This window comes from Dyella acidisoli (genome assembly GCF_030160295.1).
Lineage (GTDB): Bacteria > Pseudomonadota > Gammaproteobacteria > Xanthomonadales > Rhodanobacteraceae > Dyella_B > Dyella_B acidisoli.
Map to the genome: position 1 here is coordinate 15,901 of NZ_BSOB01000054.1, position 17,838 is coordinate 33,738.

Annotated in this window: 11 protein-coding genes; 9 read left to right on the top strand and 2 right to left on the bottom strand. The window is 58.3% G+C overall.

All coding sequences use genetic code 11. From position 1 onward, the window contains the following. Positions 1-435 precede the first annotated feature (435 nt). The 5 genes from QQJ86_RS20170 (at position 436) to QQJ86_RS20190 (ending at position 8,176) form a co-directional block, all read left to right on the top strand. On the top strand, positions 436-1,455 hold the full coding sequence (locus QQJ86_RS20170) for a hypothetical protein (RefSeq protein WP_284322779.1): 1,020 nt from the start codon (positions 436-438) through the stop codon (positions 1,453-1,455). 429 nt (positions 1,456-1,884) lie between these two features. Then, positions 1,885-2,958: a hypothetical protein gene (locus tag QQJ86_RS20175; RefSeq protein WP_284322780.1), complete on the top strand. Its 1,074-nt coding sequence runs from the start codon at positions 1,885-1,887 to the stop codon at positions 2,956-2,958. Positions 2,959-3,776: 818 nt separating this feature from the next. Further along, positions 3,777-6,086, top strand: coding sequence for a TonB-dependent receptor (locus QQJ86_RS20180; protein WP_284322781.1), 2,310 nt, complete (start codon positions 3,777-3,779; stop codon positions 6,084-6,086). Between the two features lie 82 nt (positions 6,087-6,168). After that, a complete protein-coding gene (locus QQJ86_RS20185; protein ID WP_284322782.1) occupies positions 6,169-6,906 on the top strand; it encodes a lysoplasmalogenase in 738 nt (245 codons plus the stop codon). 1 nt (position 6,907) lies between these two features. Beyond that, positions 6,908-8,176, top strand: a complete 1,269-nt coding sequence (locus QQJ86_RS20190; protein WP_284322783.1) for a sterol desaturase family protein — start codon at positions 6,908-6,910, stop codon at positions 8,174-8,176. Between the two features lie 162 nt (positions 8,177-8,338). On the opposite strand, the gene QQJ86_RS20195 is transcribed toward QQJ86_RS20190, so the two are convergent. Further along, complete coding sequence (locus QQJ86_RS20195; protein ID WP_284322784.1) at positions 8,339-10,852, bottom strand: TonB-dependent receptor; 2,514 nt, start codon at positions 10,850-10,852, stop codon at positions 8,339-8,341. A 481-nt stretch (positions 10,853-11,333) separates the two neighbouring features. Here QQJ86_RS20195 and QQJ86_RS20200 point away from each other — a divergent pair, with 481 nt between their 5' ends. The 3 genes from QQJ86_RS20200 (at position 11,334) to QQJ86_RS20210 (ending at position 15,649) form a co-directional block, all read left to right on the top strand. Then, complete coding sequence (locus QQJ86_RS20200; RefSeq protein ID WP_284322785.1) at positions 11,334-11,750, top strand: DoxX family protein; 417 nt, start codon at positions 11,334-11,336, stop codon at positions 11,748-11,750. A gap of 176 nt (positions 11,751-11,926) precedes the next feature. Continuing rightward, the gene (locus tag QQJ86_RS20205; protein WP_284322786.1) at positions 11,927-13,468 is read left to right on the top strand and encodes an amino acid permease; all 1,542 of its coding nucleotides are present in this window, start codon (positions 11,927-11,929) and stop codon (positions 13,466-13,468) included. A gap of 234 nt (positions 13,469-13,702) precedes the next feature. Further along, positions 13,703-15,649, top strand: coding sequence for a M61 family metallopeptidase (locus QQJ86_RS20210; protein WP_345782838.1), 1,947 nt, complete (start codon positions 13,703-13,705; stop codon positions 15,647-15,649). 59 nt (positions 15,650-15,708) lie between these two features. On the opposite strand, the gene QQJ86_RS20215 is transcribed toward QQJ86_RS20210, so the two are convergent. After that, a complete protein-coding gene (locus QQJ86_RS20215) occupies positions 15,709-16,317 on the bottom strand; it encodes an outer membrane protein (RefSeq protein ID WP_284322787.1) in 609 nt (202 codons plus the stop codon). A gap of 268 nt (positions 16,318-16,585) precedes the next feature. On the opposite strand from QQJ86_RS20215, the gene QQJ86_RS20220 reads away from it, so the two are divergent. After that, entirely contained in the window at positions 16,586-17,611 is a 1,026-nt protein-coding gene (locus tag QQJ86_RS20220) for an HDOD domain-containing protein (protein WP_284322788.1), read from the top strand. Positions 17,612-17,838: the final 227 nt, after the last annotated feature.

The following is a 17,838-nucleotide window of genomic DNA, read 5'->3' on the forward strand; positions in this document are numbered from 1 at the left end:
GTGTTCATGTGATCGGCAGTACCTGGCATCGGACCCTTTTTCTTTTACAAAGAACTATGTGATCAACACAACGGACGGTCAGTTTCGATGAATTCCGTCTCGTTTTTCAGGCCAGCATAGCGTTGGCATTCGCTGCGTGCTGCCAACGTGTCAATGTCATATTTCTTTCATATGACATTGTCGGTATGCTCGATCTGTCGCAGGCGTCGGATCCTTCGGGGGAGGGGTTTTACGTCTTCTGCTTGCGACAGGGAGAAAAGACTTAGGGCAAGAAACTCGAGGGCTATCGCGGTTGCGAGGAGTTCGCGTGGATCAACGGTTAAGCCGTTATCCGCATGGATAAGTTGTAGCTGCGTCCAGCCTGCTTAGTTGAGAAAGCGCTGAAAGGCGCTTGCTCAGTGACCTTTTGATCCTATTTTTTCTGGGGAGAATGTAATGACGTTTAAGAACTCGTTCGGCATTCGTCGTATTGCCAAGATCGTATCGGTGGCTGGACTTGCTGGCGCGGGGGCGTTCCTGTCCGCGGCTACCGCTTCGACTTACGACATCGCTGCCGACGCACAAGCCCAAGCATTGACGTCCTGGCATGAAACGATGAAGCACACGGCTCCGCCCACAGCGGGCTGCTTCCACGCTTCGTATCCCAGCGTCATTTGGGAAAAAGCCTCATGCGGTACCACCAGCTACCGGTCCGAGCCGCGTGTGAACATGGCGGCGGAGACGGTTGGCAATGGCGCCGACTATGCAGCTGGTACATCTAGCCTGACCAGTTCGGCGACGGGCAGCTTCCCAGTCGTGACGGGTGTGACGAGCGAAACCGGAGCGGGTGGCGCGAACGATTACACGCTCCAACTCAACACCAATCTGGCCAATGGCTCGCCTGCGTGCGCAAGCTATGGCTATTCGAGCTGCCAGGTGTGGGAGCAGTTCATCTACTCCTCCAACTACGGCGGTGCGGGCGCGCAGGCGTTCATACAGAACTGGATGTTCATCCCGAGGCATGCCAAATGCCCGAGCGGGTGGAATCATTACAGCACCTCCTCCTACAACGGCTGCTATAAGAACAGCAGCGCCATAAACTCGGTTACCGTTCCGGCTACTCAGCTTGCGAACATGAAGCTGGCGGGTGTCGTTGCGGCAAACGGCAATGACACGGTGACCTTCACCAATGGCACCAACGCGTATGCGGTGAGCGAACCCGACAGCACGCTTGCTATCGCCGATGTGTGGAACCAGTCGGAGTTCAATATCGTCGGCAATGGCGGCGGTTCGGCGGCTACCTTCAACACGGGTTCGTCGGTCACGGTGAAGGTGCAGGTCAACGATGGCAACACGAACGCGCCAAGCTGCTTGGCCAATGCGGGTTCCACTGGCGAAACCAATAATCTGAACCTTGGCTCGTGCAGCGCTACGGGTGGTACTTCGCCCTATATCCAGTTCACCGAGTCGAACTGATCGCCTCAAGCAACTGCATTGAAGAAGTAGAGGCGCCGAGGGGTTTACGCCCCTCGGCGTTTTTACATGCAGGGTCGGGTTCTCAAGCTTTGAACGTGCACGACAGGCATTTCACGTTGCAAAGCTTGCGCAAAACAAACTGCGATAAGTAGTAAAGGTTTTCATTGACAAACTGAGCATTGTCTTGGCCTTCGCCGTCCGCTACGTTCCCGCAAGTTCGCCGGGGTGATGGCTGGTGAATAGCTTCGTCATGGATTATTCGCGGATTCTTAATATCGTCTTTAGGCGCATTCGACGAAGCTAACTTTAAAGCTGGATGTCACGCAGTACGTCTCGATGAGTGCAATGAACGCCTGATGCGGCGATGCACGCTGGGGAGTGACGTAGCCGCAAGGGGGCTCTTTCGTCCTTTTAAAGCGAGGAAACGACATGTCCGCCTTTTCGAAGCACGGCAAGATCATCGTATTTTCGTCCCTGATCGCCGCGTTGTCCGGTGCTGCGCTTGCGGCTGCTCAGTCGCCGCAACAGCAGAATCCCTATTCGCCTGCCTACGGTCACGAATACCGCCATGGTGTGATTCCCACCATGGAGACCTGGCACGTGATGCAGGCTTATGATTCAGCCAAGCTGGTAAGAACGTCGTCGAAGACACTGTTTTACGGCGGTGGTACCAGCGATTCCGGCTTTGCCAATGCAGCCGTCACCAGCGGTCCTGAAAAGGTGTATCTGGTGTATTACGGTTCGCAGTGGGGCACGCAGGGATCCAGTGGCGGTAACGCAACCTTCTCTAACGATCCGGCGAACGCAGCCCCTTACGTGCAGAACCTGTTCAAGGGTTTGGGCACGGGTGAAGGCTGGTCGACGGTGATGACACAATATTGTGATGGCGCAGCGGTGGCGAAAGGCGCGAGCACGTGCCCCACCGGCGCCAATTTCATACCGTATCCGGTCGGCGGCACCGTTCTGGCAGGTGTGTGGTACGACAACAGCGCACCATCGCCGCAGAAGGCGACGCAGGCACAGTTGGCGCAGGAGGCCCTCAATGCGGCTGCTCATTTCGGGAACACAACGGCTGCGTCCAATCGCTATGTGCAATATGTGATTCTGTCTCCGACCGGAACCAATCCAGATGGCTTCAATGCGGGTGCCAATTTCTGCGCCTGGCATGATTACACGACGTCTACGGCCGGGGATGTTGCGTACACCAACATGCCCTACGTTTACGACGCCGGTGCAAGTTGTGGAGAGAATTTCGTCAATGCGGGTGTGGGTGGTGTCGACGATGGGTTCTCCATCGTGGAAGGCCATGAGTATGCCGAGACGATCACCGATCAATTTCCTTCCGTGGGTTGGGTTACCAAGCGCGGCAGTGAAACCGGTGACGTCTGTGCCTGGATCAGTTCAGGGCAAGGTGCGTCGGGCAACGTGAGCATGAAGACGGGTGTCTTTGCGATGCAGAGTACCTATTCGGATAAGAACGGTGCCTGTGAGTTGACGCTTTAAGTCTTGAATCGATTCTTCGTAGCTGATTAGTCTTCACGGCGCCCGGCAATGCCGGGCGCTGTTCTGTGAGCGCGTGCTGATCGTACCCTCGCCCCAAGCCCCTTTTCCCTCGAAATCTGATCAGCGTCGAGTCTCGGTCTGGCAGTGTTGAGTCTTGTGGAACGCAGATTCGTCGCCCCGGCGAAGGCCGGGGCCCAGCGACTTAAGATGCAAAGACACTAGGCCCCGGCCTTCGCCGGGGCGACGAGTGTGAGGTGAACGGATGAGCTGAGACTCGACGCTAAGCACAACATCTCTTCGTTGCTGTCGTGCGCTCGTGCAGTAGTTATGAATAGAAGTGCCTAACTTTACTTTCTGTGCTAAATGCGATTGTGCGTAATTCGACGTATAAACGGATAAGACATGCACAAATGTATCGGGAGATGTCTTTTCAAGTAGAGGCTCGAAAAGTGTCTTTTGTCGGCAAGTAATCGCGTTCGCGACGAATTGGGCGTCGCTCTATATCAAGATTTGATCTGAGCGCATCGCGAACACCAGCGTCATCAAGGTAGGGATTTTGGTTGCGCGAACGTCTTAGTTGCGGGCTCCTACACGAACATGCTGATTGATTGTCGCGAAGCTTGCGAGCGAAACATACGCGACACATCTCTTAAATATGGACGTCCAATTCCATCCATATTTCTGTAAAGCCGCATTCATATATGTGAGCAAGACTTAACACAGCGCTGTCCAGGGGCGGCGCTCTTCTGTTCCCGATTCCATAAACCTAAATACGCGGCGACCCGCTGCAGGGTCAGCTGCGCGAAGGATATTTCCGCATGTCTGTTCGACAGATCTCGATTCGCATGTCAGGCCTTGCGCTTGCCGTGGTTGCGGCATTACATGGCGCCGTTGCTTTTGCAGGGGATACGACTACTGCCGATACGCCGGCTGCGGCGACCGATGCTAGCGCGGCCGACAAGAACAAGCCCAAGTCGCTGGATGCCATTTCGGTGGTGGCTTCGGGCCAAACGATTCAGGTGCAGAGCGTGTCCAGCGTGGACATTCAAGCGCTGCCGCCGGGCAGCAGTGCGTTCAAGGCGCTGGATCAGCTGCCGGGAGTGAACTTCCAGTCGTCCGATCCGTGGGGCGCGTATGAGTGGTCCACGCAGATCACGCTGCACGGCTTCGACCAGAGTCGCCTGGGCTTTACGTTGGACAATATTCCGCTGGGCAACATGAGCTACGGCGTGACCAATGGTCTGCAAGTTACGCGCGCGATCACTAGTGACAACCTGAGTTCGGTGGAAATTGCGCAGGGCGCTGGCGCGCTGGGTACGCCGTCGAGCACCAATCTGGGCGGTACGGTGCAGTTCTATTCGGCCGATCCGGATGCGGTTGCGGGCGCGCGCGTCAGTCAAGGTGTCGCTTCGGACGACACGTACCGCACCTTCGTGCGCTTGGATAGCGGCGACTTCCACGGCTACTCCATGTACGTGTCGTTTGCTCGCGCCGATACCGGCAAGTGGAAAGGCTACGGCGACCAGCAAGACAACCAGATCAACCTGAAGAGCCTGTATCAATGGGGCGACGGCAATCGCGTCAGCCTGTTCTTCGACAGCTCCAAGCGTAAGGAATACGACTATCAGGATCTGTCGCTGACCAGCCAGCGCGTGCTCGGCTGGAACTACGATTACTGGCAGCCGGATTGGGCGTCGGCGGTGCAGACTGCGTGGGCGATCCAGGGTAAGGGTTCGTACCCGGCTTCGTTGAACGGCCTGCCTGCGGATTACGACAAGGGCGACGTGAATTACTACGCCGGTGGCGGCATTCGTCGTGACAACCTGGTGGGCCTCAGCGGTCAGTTCAATCTGGGCGGCAGCGCTACGTTGAACCTCGGCACGTACTATCACAACGATCGCGGCGAAGGTCAGTGGGCTACGCCGTACGTGGCTTCCTCGGCCACGGTGCCGATCGCCATGCGCACTACCGATTACGGCCTCGATCGCACGGGTGGCACGGCATCGTTGACGTTCAACGTCGCCAACAACGACATCGAAATCGGCACCTGGGTGGAAGATGCGAACACCAACCAGGAGCGCAATTACTTCTACTTGAACGGCCAGTACACGTTCCTCAGCAACTTCTACGATTCCGAGGAACCGTTCGCGCGCGGCTTCTTCCAGAACTACCAGACCACCACGCGCATGGGTTACGTCCAGGACACGCTGCATTTCATGGATGATCGCCTGACCGTGAACTTCGGCACCAAGGCGTTGGACGTGACCACCACGGCCAAGTCGCTGGAGCCGAGCGCGCTTTCTGCCGGCCGCGTTACCGCGCGTGACAACTTCCTGCCGCAAGCTGGTGTGGACTACAAGATCGACGAACACCAGGATGTGTATGCGTCTTACACGAAGAACATGGCCGCGTTCGGCTTCCTGCCGTTCTCGCAGTCGCAGGCTTCGTTCGACAGTGCCAAGGGCAATCTGAAGCCGGAAGAGTCGCAGACCTTCGAGTTCGGCTACCGCGTGCAGGGCAGCGGTTTTGAAGCGTCTGCCGATGCTTACTACACGCACTTCACCAACCGCTTGCTCTCGGTCAGTCCGTGCAGCGCCGTGCAGACCTGCTCGGCGATCATCAACAACGTGGGTTCGGTGAAGAGCAAGGGCTTGGATCTCGCGTTGATCTGGAAGCCGATCGACCACATGCGCTGGTTGAACACGCTGTCGTATGCCAACACCAAGTATGAGGACGACTATCTCAACAACGGTGTGGTCGCCACGTCTGGCAAGTATGTGGTGGGTACGCCGGTGTGGATGTTCACCAGCGCGCTGAACTACAGCATCGCTGGATGGAGCTTCAACGTCGACGGCAAGTACACCGGCCGCCGCTACATCACCTACATCAACGATTCATCGGTACCGGCTTATTGGTTGTTCAATGCGGGCGTGAGTTACGACATCGGTTCGTGGTCGATCCTCAAGGATCTGAGCGTGGGCTTCAACATCACCAACCTCGCCAACAAGCATTACTTCGCGACGACCGGCACCAACGGCTATGTGGCTTCCGATCCGGAAGGCTATAACCAGACGTTGCAGGCAGGTGCGCCGCGTCAGTACTTCTTCAATATCAACGCCAAGTTCTGATCCTGCGTTTCAAACGGGGCTTGCCGCCGCAATGGCGGCGAGCCCGCTATGATCAGCGGACTTGTCTGGAGAGGGACATGACATGTCTGCAGTGTTTTCCACGCATGCGTCGCCGATGTCTGGCCGCAAAGGCGTGTTTGTCGCGCTCGCTGCCGGCGGGGCGATCATCGGTTCGCTTGCCACAAGTGGCGGTGCGGATGCGTGGCATTGGTTGCATTGGGTGTGCAAGCCGCTTGCCACCTTGCTGATTTTTGGGGTGGCGTCGCATGCCATTCGACCGGTGTCGGCGGTGTATCGGCGTCGCATGCTTTTGGGAATCACCTTCTGCCTACTTGGCGACGTATCGCTGATGCTGCCGGAAGATTTGTTTGTGCCGGGCCTGATTGAATTCCTGATCGCACACGCCTGGTTTATCGCGGCATTCAGCAGCGATGTGCGGTTTGCGGCACGCAAGTGGACGTGGCTGGCCTGCCTTGCTTTCGGCGCCGGGATGGCGGCTTTGCTATGGCCCAGCGTGGCCCCGGCGTTACGGATACCGGTGCTCATCTATATAAGCGTGCTGGCCACCATGGCCGGCCAGGCGCTGGGGAGGGCCTCGTGGCTGCGGGTACAAGGTGATGTCCGGGCCGCCTCCGCCCGCCGAGCCGGCGCCGGCGCGCTGTTGTTCATGCTCAGCGACAGCCTGCTGGCGTGGGATCGTTTTCGCGCCGCTTTACCCTGGGCCGCGCTATATATACTGGCGACGTACTACGCGGCGCTGTGGCTGATGGCTCGTTCGGTCGAACGGGATTCCGGCGCACTGACAGGTGGGCAAGGCTGAGATGATTACTCCGGAACGCATCATGGCCTGGGCGATACCGGGCTTCTTTGTACTCATCGGTGTTGAACTATTGGTCGCGAAGTGGCGTGGCCGCGACGTCTACTACAGCAACGATGCGATCAACAGCCTCGGGCTGGGTATGCTTTCGCAGATCGTCGGCGTATTCACCAAACTGTTCGCGATTGGTATCTACGGCTGGTTTGCAACGCACCTGGCGCCATGGACCTTGCCTGCCAACAGCATCTGGGTATGGATAAGCGGGCTGCTGCTTTACGACCTGCTCTACTACTGGCTGCATCGGCTCGGCCACGAAGTAAATGTGCTGTGGGCGGCGCACGTGGTGCATCACCAAAGCGAGAGCTACAACCTCACCACGGCGCTACGGCAGACTGGCAGCGGCTTTCTGCTCGGATGGATCGCCTACCTGCCCATGGCGCTGCTCGGCTATCCCACCGAGGTCTTTGCGGTCGTCGCGCTGATCGATCTGCTTTATCAATTCTGGGTACATACCGAAGTGGTGGGTCGCCTCGGTTGGTTTGATCGGGTGTTTTGCTCACCCTCCAATCACCGCGCGCATCACGCTGTGAACGATCGTTACCTCGATCGTAACTACGGTGGGATTCTTATTATCTGGGATCGAATCTTTGGCAGCTTCGTCGAAGAGAACGATGACGATCCGCCGATCTATGGCACGCGCGCACCGCTGCAAAGCTGGAATCCACTGTGGGCGAACGTGGAAGTGTATTGGGCCATGCTCAAGGACAGCTGGCATGCGCGCAGTTGGTTGGATAAGTTGCGCGTGTGGATCAAGCCGCCGGGTTGGCGGCCTGCGGATGTTGCCGCACGGTTTCCGAAAGCGGAGTTCGATATCGACCATGCGCGCTACAGTCCGTCGATTTCACGGGTGCTGAACATCTATTGCATCGTGCAGTTCGGACTGTTGTTGCTGCTTGGTGTGAATTTTCTTGATGCGGCACCGAAGATGGCGCTTGTGCCAGCGGCAGCTTATGCCGTGTATCTGATGTACAGCCTATGGGCGCTTGGTTTTCTATTGGAAGGGCGCCGCATCGGTGTGTGGTTGGAGTTGTTGCGCACAGCCGGAACCGCCGCGCTGGTGGCGATTAGTGGGCGTTGGTTTGGTGTTGAGCATCTGGATGCACGGATCGCCGTAGCGATAGCAGCAGTGTTCGGAGCCGGTGCGGCACTGTTATTGCTGGTTGCAAGCTATGAGCGGCGTCACGCGGATTCAATTCGGCCGGCGCTTGGTTGATCCCTATTATTCGTCAGCTGTATCGAGTGCCTCACACGGCCGTCATTCCCGCGAAAGCGGGAATCCATCTTGCGCTTGCAGTAACGGCGAAAATGGATTCCCGCTTTCGCGGGAATGACGGCAAGGCAAAGCAGTGTTGCACGAAGCACACACTCATCAAGCCTAAAATTTCACCCGAAACTCCGCCCCATACATACGCGGCGCAGTGATGTAGGCATACGGCGTACCCAGTACCGATTCAGATACGGTACCAAGCCCCATCAGGTAGCGCTGATTGAAGACGTTGTTGACGAACAACCCCACACCCCAGCGTCCGCTGTTGGCCGTCCAATCCACGCGCATGTCCGTGCGCTTCTGCGGCGCATTGAGATTGAAGTTGGTCGGCAGCGAGCATTTCCCCTGGAATACGGAAGCATCATTACAGCGAAGCGGCCCACGGAAGCCGTAGTTGGCGTTAAAGGTAACGTAGCCATTAGCAATGTCATGCCACGTATACGAACCGCTGATTGAATACGAAATCTTCGGTTCGTCGACGGGTTGTCCTGAGACATTCGCATACTCGATCTGGCCGACGGTGCTCACGCCAATCGGCACCTCGGCATGCAGATACGTCGAATCGATATACCCGCCATTGAAGGCAAGCCTTAAGTCATCGATAGGCACCCATTCAACCTGCAGATCCACCCCCTTAGCCGCCTGGTCGGTGTTGCTCACTTGGTACTGCGGCACGCTGAGCCCCTGGCTGGAAGGAATCAGCGTGAGTGTCTGGCGATTGGTGTAGCGGTAGTAGTAGGCCGAAGCGTTCACCAGCAGGTTTTGATCCGGGAACGTGGTTTTGATGCCGGTCTCAAAATTCCACACTTTCTCAGGCGCAAATTCGGCGCCCGGTTCCGTGCCGTCGAAGCCGCCTGCCTTGTAGCCCTTCGCAAGCGAGGCGTAACCCATCATGGTGGGCGTGAACTTGTAATCGAGCACGAAGCGCGGGCTGAGGTCATGCCAGCTCGCGCGCTTCTGCACCAGTTGGTTGACGGAGGTGGCGAAGATTTGGTTCTGGGTAAGAATGTTCAGCAATTGCTGCGCGGTGACTTTGCCGCCGGTCAGCAGTGGCACCAGGTTCAACAATCCCGCAGCCTGCATTTGCGCGAGCGTTGCATCCAGTTGCGGTGCTGAGCGCTGCGGCGTGAACCAGGTGAAATCCTTCACGTCATGCGTAAAGCGCAAGCCGACCGTGAGGTTGAGCTTGTCGTTGAGATGCCAGATGGTGTCGCCATAACCGGCGACCGCGCTGAAGCGGCCGGTGTTGTAGATCGTCTCCGTCCATGGATCGCCGAGCAGGTTGTAGGGCAGGCCGAACGACTGCAGGATCGAATTGAAATAGCCGAAGATCGTGCCGGTGGGCGTGTACTGCTTGCCGATACCTGTGTTGAGCGCGAGCGTGTCGTAGGTGTCGGTATTGACGCGGGCCAGGCTTGTCTGGTCTGCATGCTCCTGGTAGTAGCTGGCGCCGGCTACCCAGTCGAGCAGATCGTTATTGCCGCTGAATTTGAATTCCTGATACCAGGTGTGGCCCGTGCCGATCACACCGGTGTTGAGGTACTCGGTTACCTGCTGCAAGCCGGTACCGTTTTCGATATGCGACATGCTGTAGCTGGTGAAGTTGGTGGTGGAGGTGAAGCTTCCCCAGCTGAAATTGTGGTCGATGGCCAGCGTGGCGTCGTTGTAGTTGCGCTCTTCGCGGCCATCCGTGGCGCTGTTGTAGAACGGCGCGTGGAACGGGTTGTAGAACGTGGCCGGATTGGCGGGAAACGGCGCGCGTTGCTGCAGATCGGTCGACGACATCGGGATCAGGCCCATGTCGATGCGCGAAGGTTGCTTTACGCGATCATGGTCGTAGCTCAGATGCACCTGGGTGTCTGGCGTGATGTTCCAGCGGTAGACGATGCGCGTGCCCCATTCGTCGTCCTTGCCGTAGTGCTGGCCTGTGGCGGCGTCCTTCAGCCAGCCGTTGCTTTGGTTGTCGACGACGCTGATGCGCAGGGCCATGTCCTTGTTCAAAGGAATGTTGATGCGCGCATCGCCATAACGCTTGCCGTAATTGCCGAAGCGCAGACGCGCATCGCCTTCGAACTTGTCGGTCGGTTCGTTGGTGATGATGGAAATGGCGCCGGCCGCCGTGTTGCGGCCGAACAACGTGCCCTGTGGACCTTTCAGCACTTCGACGCGCGCCACGTCGTTGAAGGCCATCAGCGAGCCGCCATTGCGTGTTTGATACACCCCGTTGATGTAGATACCTACCGCCGAGTCGGTTCCGATGCCGAAGTCGTCGGTTTCGATGCCGCGCAGGCGATAGGTCGGCTGGGTTTCGTCGGTGTTATCGACCACCAGGCCGGGAACGAACAGGTTCATGCGACTGAGATCGGTGGCGGCCACAGCATCGATCTGCTTGGCGGTGACGATGTTCATCGCAATCGGCACGTCCTGCATTTCCTGCGTGCGGCTTTGCGCGGTCACCGTGATCTGTTCGAGCTTGGTGGCGGGTGCTTTCGGAGCTTGCTTTTCCTGTGTGTTGGGCGCAGCAGTCTCCTGTGCCTCAGCGGAGTGAACGACGCCGCCTGACGTGCCGGCAAAAAGCGCACAGGCGATCAGGGAGGCGAGCCTCCTCTTGCGAATTATCATGAATTGTCCCCAGTCATCTATGCGTCGCAGTGGCTGCGTCGAAGGAATCCATCCGTCGGGCAGCAGGGATACGCGCAGGTATGTTCACTTGCCGTGACCACGCATGTATAGGTGCGCCGCAACAAGCGGCGATGCCGCCTTCATAGGCACAGACACGTAGTTCGTCGGGTGTGCAGCGGTGGAAAAGGGATCGGAAAAACTCCTACTTCAGAGCCTGCTCAATACCTCCTCGCAGCCCGCATAGCCACTGAGTGGCCGTCATGCGACCCCACGCGGCTTGACCAGACAGCCAGTCTGGCGCTGCGCCACGCGCGACCACCTGACGACCACTCAGTGGCTATGCGAACTACGTTGAGATATTGAACAGGCTCTACCGAGTTGGAACGCAACGCGGTTTGGTTCATAGTGAGCACCAAGGGCGCCTGGCACGGCATCGTCCATCGATGCCAGTGGTATCTGTAGTTCTCCTTGGAGAATGCTCATGCGATACACACAGTTGTTCGAACGCTACAGAGATGTCGTACTCCTGGTCGCGCGCGTATTGCTGGTAATCCTGTTCGTGGTCTTCGGCTGGGACAAGTTCCTGAATTTTTCGGGCACGGTCAGCTATATGGAATCCGCGGGGTTGCCGTTTGCCACGCTCGCCGCCGCGAGTGCCCTCATCATGGAACTCGTCGTGGGCGTGGCCATCCTGCTCGGTTTCTATACGCGGCCACTGGCCTTGGCTCTCGCCGTGTACACCTTGATCACTGCCTTGATCGGCCACCGCTTCTGGGCGCTGACCGGCGGTCTGCGATTTGACACGGTGATCCACTTCTACAAGAACGTGAGCATCGCCGGCGGACTGTTGCTGCTGTGCCTGAGCGGGCCGGGCAAATATTCGCTGGATAAGCGGTAGGTTGGGTTCAAACCCTAACGTGGCGTGATGTCATGCATGGCGATGTTGGGGTTTGCCCCCCAACCTGCATAAGCTGCAGCGCAGCAAATCAAGCCTTGTCAGATATCTCTTCTGGCAGCCGTGGCGGCTGGCCGCTTTCGCTATGATCGGCGCTTTGCAACCGGGGAGAGCCGCCGATGAGTGTCCTGAGCAGGATGCTGCGCCACAAGTCCGTCGAGCAATTGCAATCTGAAGCGGGCAGGCGTGGTGATTTCCGCCGCGTACTGGGTTTATGGCAGCTCACCGCCATCGGCATCGGCGGCATCATCGGTGTGGGTATTTTCGTGCTGGCGGGGCAGCAGGCGGCGGCGAATGCCGGGCCGGCGGTGGCGCTCAGCTTCATCATTGCGGGTTTCGGCAGCGCGTGCGCTGCACTGTGCTACGCGGAATTCGCCGGGCTGATTCCAGTGACCGGCAGCGCTTACACCTATGGCTACGCAGTGCTTGGCGAATTCGTCGCCTGGACCATTGGCTGGGACCTGTTGCTGGAATACGCGTTGGTTGTTGCGGTAGTGGCGATCGGTTGGTCGGGCTACGTGCAGGTGTTGCTGGGTTCGGTGGGTATCCATTTGCCGGATTGGGCGCAGCAGAGCATGAGCGCGCAGACGATGGAGTACTACCTGCAGCAGGTGTTCGGTGTGCATGGCGCGCAAGCCATTGCAGGCCCCAGCGACGGTCATCGCTTCAATGTCATTGCAGCGGCGGTGTCGCTGCTGGTGGCGGCGTTGCTCACCATTCGTACGGAATGGGGCGCGCGCTTCAATACGCTGGTGGTGACGATCAAGGTGATCGGTGTGTTGCTGGTGGTACTGGTCGGTGCGTTTTATGTGCAAAAGGCAAACTGGCAGCCATTCATTCCCGCACGCATCGCCGATGCGCAAGGCGTTGGGCATTTCGGCTGGGCTGGCGTGCTGACGGGCGCGAGCGTGGTGTTCTTTGCGGTGTTTGGCTACGACACGCTTACCACCGCAGCTGAAGAAGCCAAGCATCCGCAGCGTGATCTGCCGCGCGCGGTGTTGCTCTCACTGGCGGTGGCGATGGTGCTGTATATCGCCGTGTCGTTGGTGCTGACGGGCATTACGCACTACAGCAACCTGGGCGGCGATGCTTCGGTGTCGCAGGCGTTCGCGTCGATTGGCTTGAAGTGGCTGAGCGTGACGATTGCTGTGGCGGCGGTGATCGGCGTTACCAGCGTGCTGTTCGCCTTCATGCTGGGCGCGGCGCGCATCTGGTTTGCGCTGGCGCGCGATGGTTTGTTGCCGACCTGGTTTGCGCATATCCATCCGCGTTTCGGTACGCCGGCGCGGCCTACGGTCATCCTTGGTGTCTTTACTGCATTGGTAGCCGGCCTGTTGCCGATCGGAGAAGTGGCGGAGCTGGTGAACATTGGCACGCTCAGCGCCTTCATCATCATCTGCACTGCAGTGCTGGTGCTGCGCATCCGCAAGCCGCACGTGCAGCGTAGCTTCCGCGCGCCCGCGTTGGCCTTGGTAGCACCGCTGGGTGTGTTGTTTTCGCTGCTGCTGATCTTCGGCGTGCCGTGGTCGGATGCGGATGGCTGGCAGCGCATTGGTGGCTTGCCGTGGATCACGTTCGAGCGCTTCATCATCTGGATGGCGCTGGGGTGTGTGATCTATTTCGGATACGGCATGCGGCATAGCAAGGTGGACAATACCTAACCTTGTGGCTGTCATTCCCCCTTTCGGGGGAATGACGGCCATGTGGGGTTCCCGGACCGAAAGAACTTCCTCTTGCCCAATCCTGGGAGAGGCAGAGCAGCATGACCTCTGGCAGGGGAAGTGACGTAGGGTCTTGGCTCTACCATCGCCGGCAGTCCGCTTGAAAAGCGGTCATCGTTCATCTGCTGTCTTTGCGGGTTGTCCCGTTGGGACGGCGTCTGCCGGAGTCGTCGAGTGAAGTTTCAAACCCTGCGTTTCAGCCTGATCGCTGCTGCCGTGATGGCCGCCTGTTCCCTGTCGGCCGCGGCCGTTGCACAATCGTCGCCCGAATTTTCCGGCGATGTGCCGGCGCCGGTCGATCAGCCTTACGCAGGCACGCTCACGGTGAATGTGGATCTCACCGATGCGGGCAAGCGCATCTTCCGCTCGCACGAAACCATTCCGGTGAAGTCGGGTGCACTCACGCTGTTCTACCCGAAGTGGATTCCCGGCGAGCACGCACCGTCCGGCCCGGTGTCGAACATATCGGGCTTGATCATTCGCGCGAATGGCAAGCAGTTGCCGTGGCGCCGCGACCTGCGCGACATGTTCGCGATCCATCTCGACGTGCCGCAGGATGTGAGCCAGCTCGACCTGGAATTCCAGTTCCTTTCGCCCGGTGAAGGCGAGGGCAGCAACTTCGGTGCAAGCGTGTCCACCTCGCCCGATCTGGTGGACATGGAATTCAACCAGGTGGTGTTCTATCCGGCCGGTTACTACACGCGGCAGATCCAGATTCAACCGTCCGTGCAATTGCCGCAAGGCTGGAAGTTCGGTTCCTCGCTGGAAGTGGATAGCCAATCCGGCAACACCGTGCGCTTCAAGCCGCTGAGCTTCAACAACTTCGTCGATTCCCCGCTGATTGCCGGCGCGAACTTCAATCGTGTCGATCTCACACCCAGCGGCAGCGCACCGGTGTATTTGAACGTGGTAGGCGATGCGGCGAAGGATGTAAAGCTCACTGACAAGCAGCTCGATCAGCAGCGCAAGGTGGTGACGCAAACCAATTTCCTGTTCGGTGCGCATCACTACAACCATTACGACTTCCTGCTCACGCTGTCGGATCACACGGGTCACTTCGGCCTGGAACATCATCAGGCCAGCGACGATCGCCTGCCGGCCAATTTCTTTACCGACGACGATATGCATCTGGTTGCCGCCAGCCTGATGCCGCACGAATTCGTGCATTCCTGGAACGGCAAATTCCGCCGTCCGGCGGATCTGTGGACGCCCAACTTCAACGTGCCGATGCAGGACGACCTGCTGTGGGTGTACGAAGGGTTGACTGATTATTGGTGCGGCATACTCACCGCGCGCGCCAACTTGTGGACACCGGAGCAATATCGCGATTCGATCGCCAACATCGCGGCCGCGATGACCTATCGCACGGGCCGCGCCTGGCGTCCGTTGCAAGATACCGCTGATGCCGCGCCGCTCACCTACTATGGTTCGGAAAGCTGGATCAACTGGATTCGTGATACCGACTTCTATCCCGAAGGCCAGCTGTTGTGGCTCGACGTTGATACCAAGATTCGCGAACTCAGCGGCGGCAAGCATTCGCTGGACGATTTCGCGCGTGCCTTCTACGGCATGGACAACGGTAGCTACGTCACCAAGACCTATACGTTTGATGACGTGATCAGCACGCTCAACCAGGTGCAGCCGTTCGATTGGGCGAAGTTCCTGCGCGACCGCCTGGATTACACCGGCACCGATCTGCCGGAGCACGGCATTGAACGCGGTGGCTGGAAGCTGGTGTTCAACGACAAGGAAAACGGCGAAGAGAAAGCCGCCGCGGGCATCCGGCATGGCGCCGCCAATCTGGCGTATTCGCTTGGGCTGGTCGTCAGTGGCAAGGGCTCGATCGCCGACGTGCAGTGGAATGGTCCCGCGTTCAAGGCTGGCCTGGTGCCGGGCCTGACTATCGTTGCCGTGAACGGCCACGATTTCTCCGCCGACGTGCTGAAGGATGCGGTCACCGCTGCGAAGACGTCGCAGGCGCCGATCGAACTGCTGGTGAAGAACGTGGACGTGTACAGCACCGTGAAGGTCGATTACCACGGTGGCCTGCGTTATCCGCATCTGGAGCGTGCGGATGGCAAGGATCTGATCGGGGCGATCGTGGCGCCGCGGAGTAAGTAATGTAGCTGTTTTGCAAAAGAAAACGACCGCCGTTGGCGGTCGTTTTTATGCGTCAAATATCAAAAGCGGTATTCAATTGAGGCTGAATACGCTGCGACATTGACCCTGTCCCGAAAGGCATCGTCCGGGTGGTTGTATTGAAGACGATAGTTATCGTAATTCAGCGCGAGACTTACATTTCGCGTCACGTCGTAACCCACCCCGACGCCGGCGTACCAACCATTGTTCCAGCTTGTGCGCTTGAGGCTGCTACCGGTCAGGTAGTAGGTATCGGTATTAATGCGCTGAGATCTTAAGTAGCCGCCGTGTGTAGTAACAAAGAATCCCTCATAGAAATTGTATTTTGCATTCACGCCAAGTGTGGCCGCGCGTGAATTCACCGACGTCTCTGCAAACCTGGACGCGCTTTTACGACGTCCCAGATATGCATAACCAAGTTCGGCACCGACGATGTCGTTCCAACGCCACCCAAAACGTATGTTCTGGAAGACGCTGTTGCGGTGTGTGATGTCTGTACGGTACTGGGTCTGGCCGAGATTGCCTGCGACGTAGAAATTGTCGAGTTGGTTTTCGTTGACGTTGCTGCCAATGGTCGAATCGGCCTGTGCGGCAATAGCAGTTATCGGGAGGAGCGCTGTGAGGGCGGCCGCGAGCAGTAACTTTTTCATGGATGCTCCGTGCATTCGTTTTCGTAATTTCTTGTGTGGTGTTTCTGCACGATCTACGTGATCGAAGCAGAACGGAAAATGCTAGCGCAGCAATCGCTTTCGGAAAACGCCTACATCGACGATGCTTATTTGAAGTAGCCAACTCGACGGAACAGTGGCCAGCGTAAGGGCGCCGGATTACGCATGGTCGGCGTATAGGGACGGCTCCCCATCAAGCCCCGCAAAACCCTGCCGATACCTCTTCCAAGGGGACAAACCTAGGTAGGTTATGGGCGGATTCTGGAAACGACTGTTTGCGAGCGAAGAGCCGCCTAAGGAGCGGCCGCGTTTCACCGTCGTCCTGCCGTGGCCGGACGACGCGGAGCCAAAGGCGCCGGTCCCCGCGCTAAGCAGCGCGGCGGTCCAGGACTGGTTCTACCGCCTGGTGCTCGGCATGCCTGGTTCCGAAGTGGTGGAGTGGCGACCGCAGGAACAAGTGATGCTGCGGCGCTTGGACGAGTTGTGCGGTGGCGATCGCTTCGACATTTCTACGTTGCCGCGCCTACCGGAAGTGCTGCCGCAGCTGCTGCGCATGCTCAAGAGCGAGAATTCCGACGGCACCAAGGTCGCCAAGCTGATCGGTCGCGACCCGGTGCTGGTGGGTGAGGTGATGCGGGTCAGCCGCAGCGCGCATTACCGCACGGCCAAGCCGATCACCAGTTTGCAGCACGCTGTGGTGCTGCTAGGCCATGACGGTTTGCGGCAGATGGTCACGCAACACGTGATGAAACCCATCCTGCAGGCGAGCGCCGGCATGCTCGGTCATGCCGCGGGTCAGCGCTTGTGGGATCACGCTGAGCGCTGCGCGCATGCCAGCATGTATCTGGCGCGCGGGCAGGGTGATCCGTTCGAGGCTTATCTGGCCGGCGTGGTATGCAACGCGGGCGTGGGTGCGATGATCCGCGTGCTTGATCAGGAAGCGCCGCCTACGCTGGGCGTTTTCAGCCGCTCCTTCCTTATCGGTTACGTGCATCTGGCCAACCATCTCACCTTGCGCGCGGCCAAGCATTGGGAGTTGCCGCCGAACGTGGTCGAGGCATTGCGCGAACGGCTGGAAGCGCGTTCAAGAGCGCCGGTCACCGAGCTGGGTAATGCGGTGTTGGCGGCCGATCATCTGGCAATGATCCAGATGCTGGCGGAAAGCAACGTGATCGATCGCGCGACGCCACCAGCGTTGCAGCGTGTGGATCGATTGCCGGATGTGCTGGTGGATCGTGCGCAGCAGGAATTGCGGCGGGTGTTTCGATCGCAATGAATACCTTTATGACTCCGATTAATTCCCTCCCCCTGCTTGCATCTGATTAGCGTCTCGCCTCAGTTGGGTATGTCGTGTTGTTGGGGCATTGCCTGCGGCGCTTTCGGACCCTAAAGGGCCCGAGTCACTTTTCTTTGCTGGCCCCAGTACTGTCCGGTTAATCGGCAAATAAAATCAATTGGTTAGCGTCACCGCTCTCGGTAAGTTGTAAATCTCTGTGCCGCAAC

Excerpts from the sequence above, each read along its gene's own strand:
- QQJ86_RS20170 (WP_284322779.1), top strand. The coding sequence starts at position 436 with ATGACGTTTAAGAACTCGTTCGGCATTCGTCGTATTGCCAAGATCGTA.
- QQJ86_RS20175 (WP_284322780.1), top strand. The coding sequence starts at position 1,885 with ATGTCCGCCTTTTCGAAGCACGGCAAGATCATCGTATTTTCGTCCCTG.
- QQJ86_RS20180 (WP_284322781.1), top strand. The coding sequence starts at position 3,777 with ATGTCTGTTCGACAGATCTCGATTCGCATGTCAGGCCTTGCGCTTGCC.
- QQJ86_RS20185 (WP_284322782.1), top strand. The coding sequence starts at position 6,169 with ATGTCTGCAGTGTTTTCCACGCATGCGTCGCCGATGTCTGGCCGCAAA.
- QQJ86_RS20190 (WP_284322783.1), top strand. The coding sequence starts at position 6,908 with ATGATTACTCCGGAACGCATCATGGCCTGGGCGATACCGGGCTTCTTT.
- QQJ86_RS20195 (WP_284322784.1), bottom strand. The coding sequence starts at position 10,852 with ATGATAATTCGCAAGAGGAGGCTCGCCTCCCTGATCGCCTGTGCGCTT.
- QQJ86_RS20200 (WP_284322785.1), top strand. The coding sequence starts at position 11,334 with ATGCGATACACACAGTTGTTCGAACGCTACAGAGATGTCGTACTCCTG.
- QQJ86_RS20205 (WP_284322786.1), top strand. The coding sequence starts at position 11,927 with ATGAGTGTCCTGAGCAGGATGCTGCGCCACAAGTCCGTCGAGCAATTG.
- QQJ86_RS20215 (WP_284322787.1), bottom strand. The coding sequence starts at position 16,317 with ATGAAAAAGTTACTGCTCGCGGCCGCCCTCACAGCGCTCCTCCCGATA.
- QQJ86_RS20220 (WP_284322788.1), top strand. The coding sequence starts at position 16,586 with ATGGGCGGATTCTGGAAACGACTGTTTGCGAGCGAAGAGCCGCCTAAG.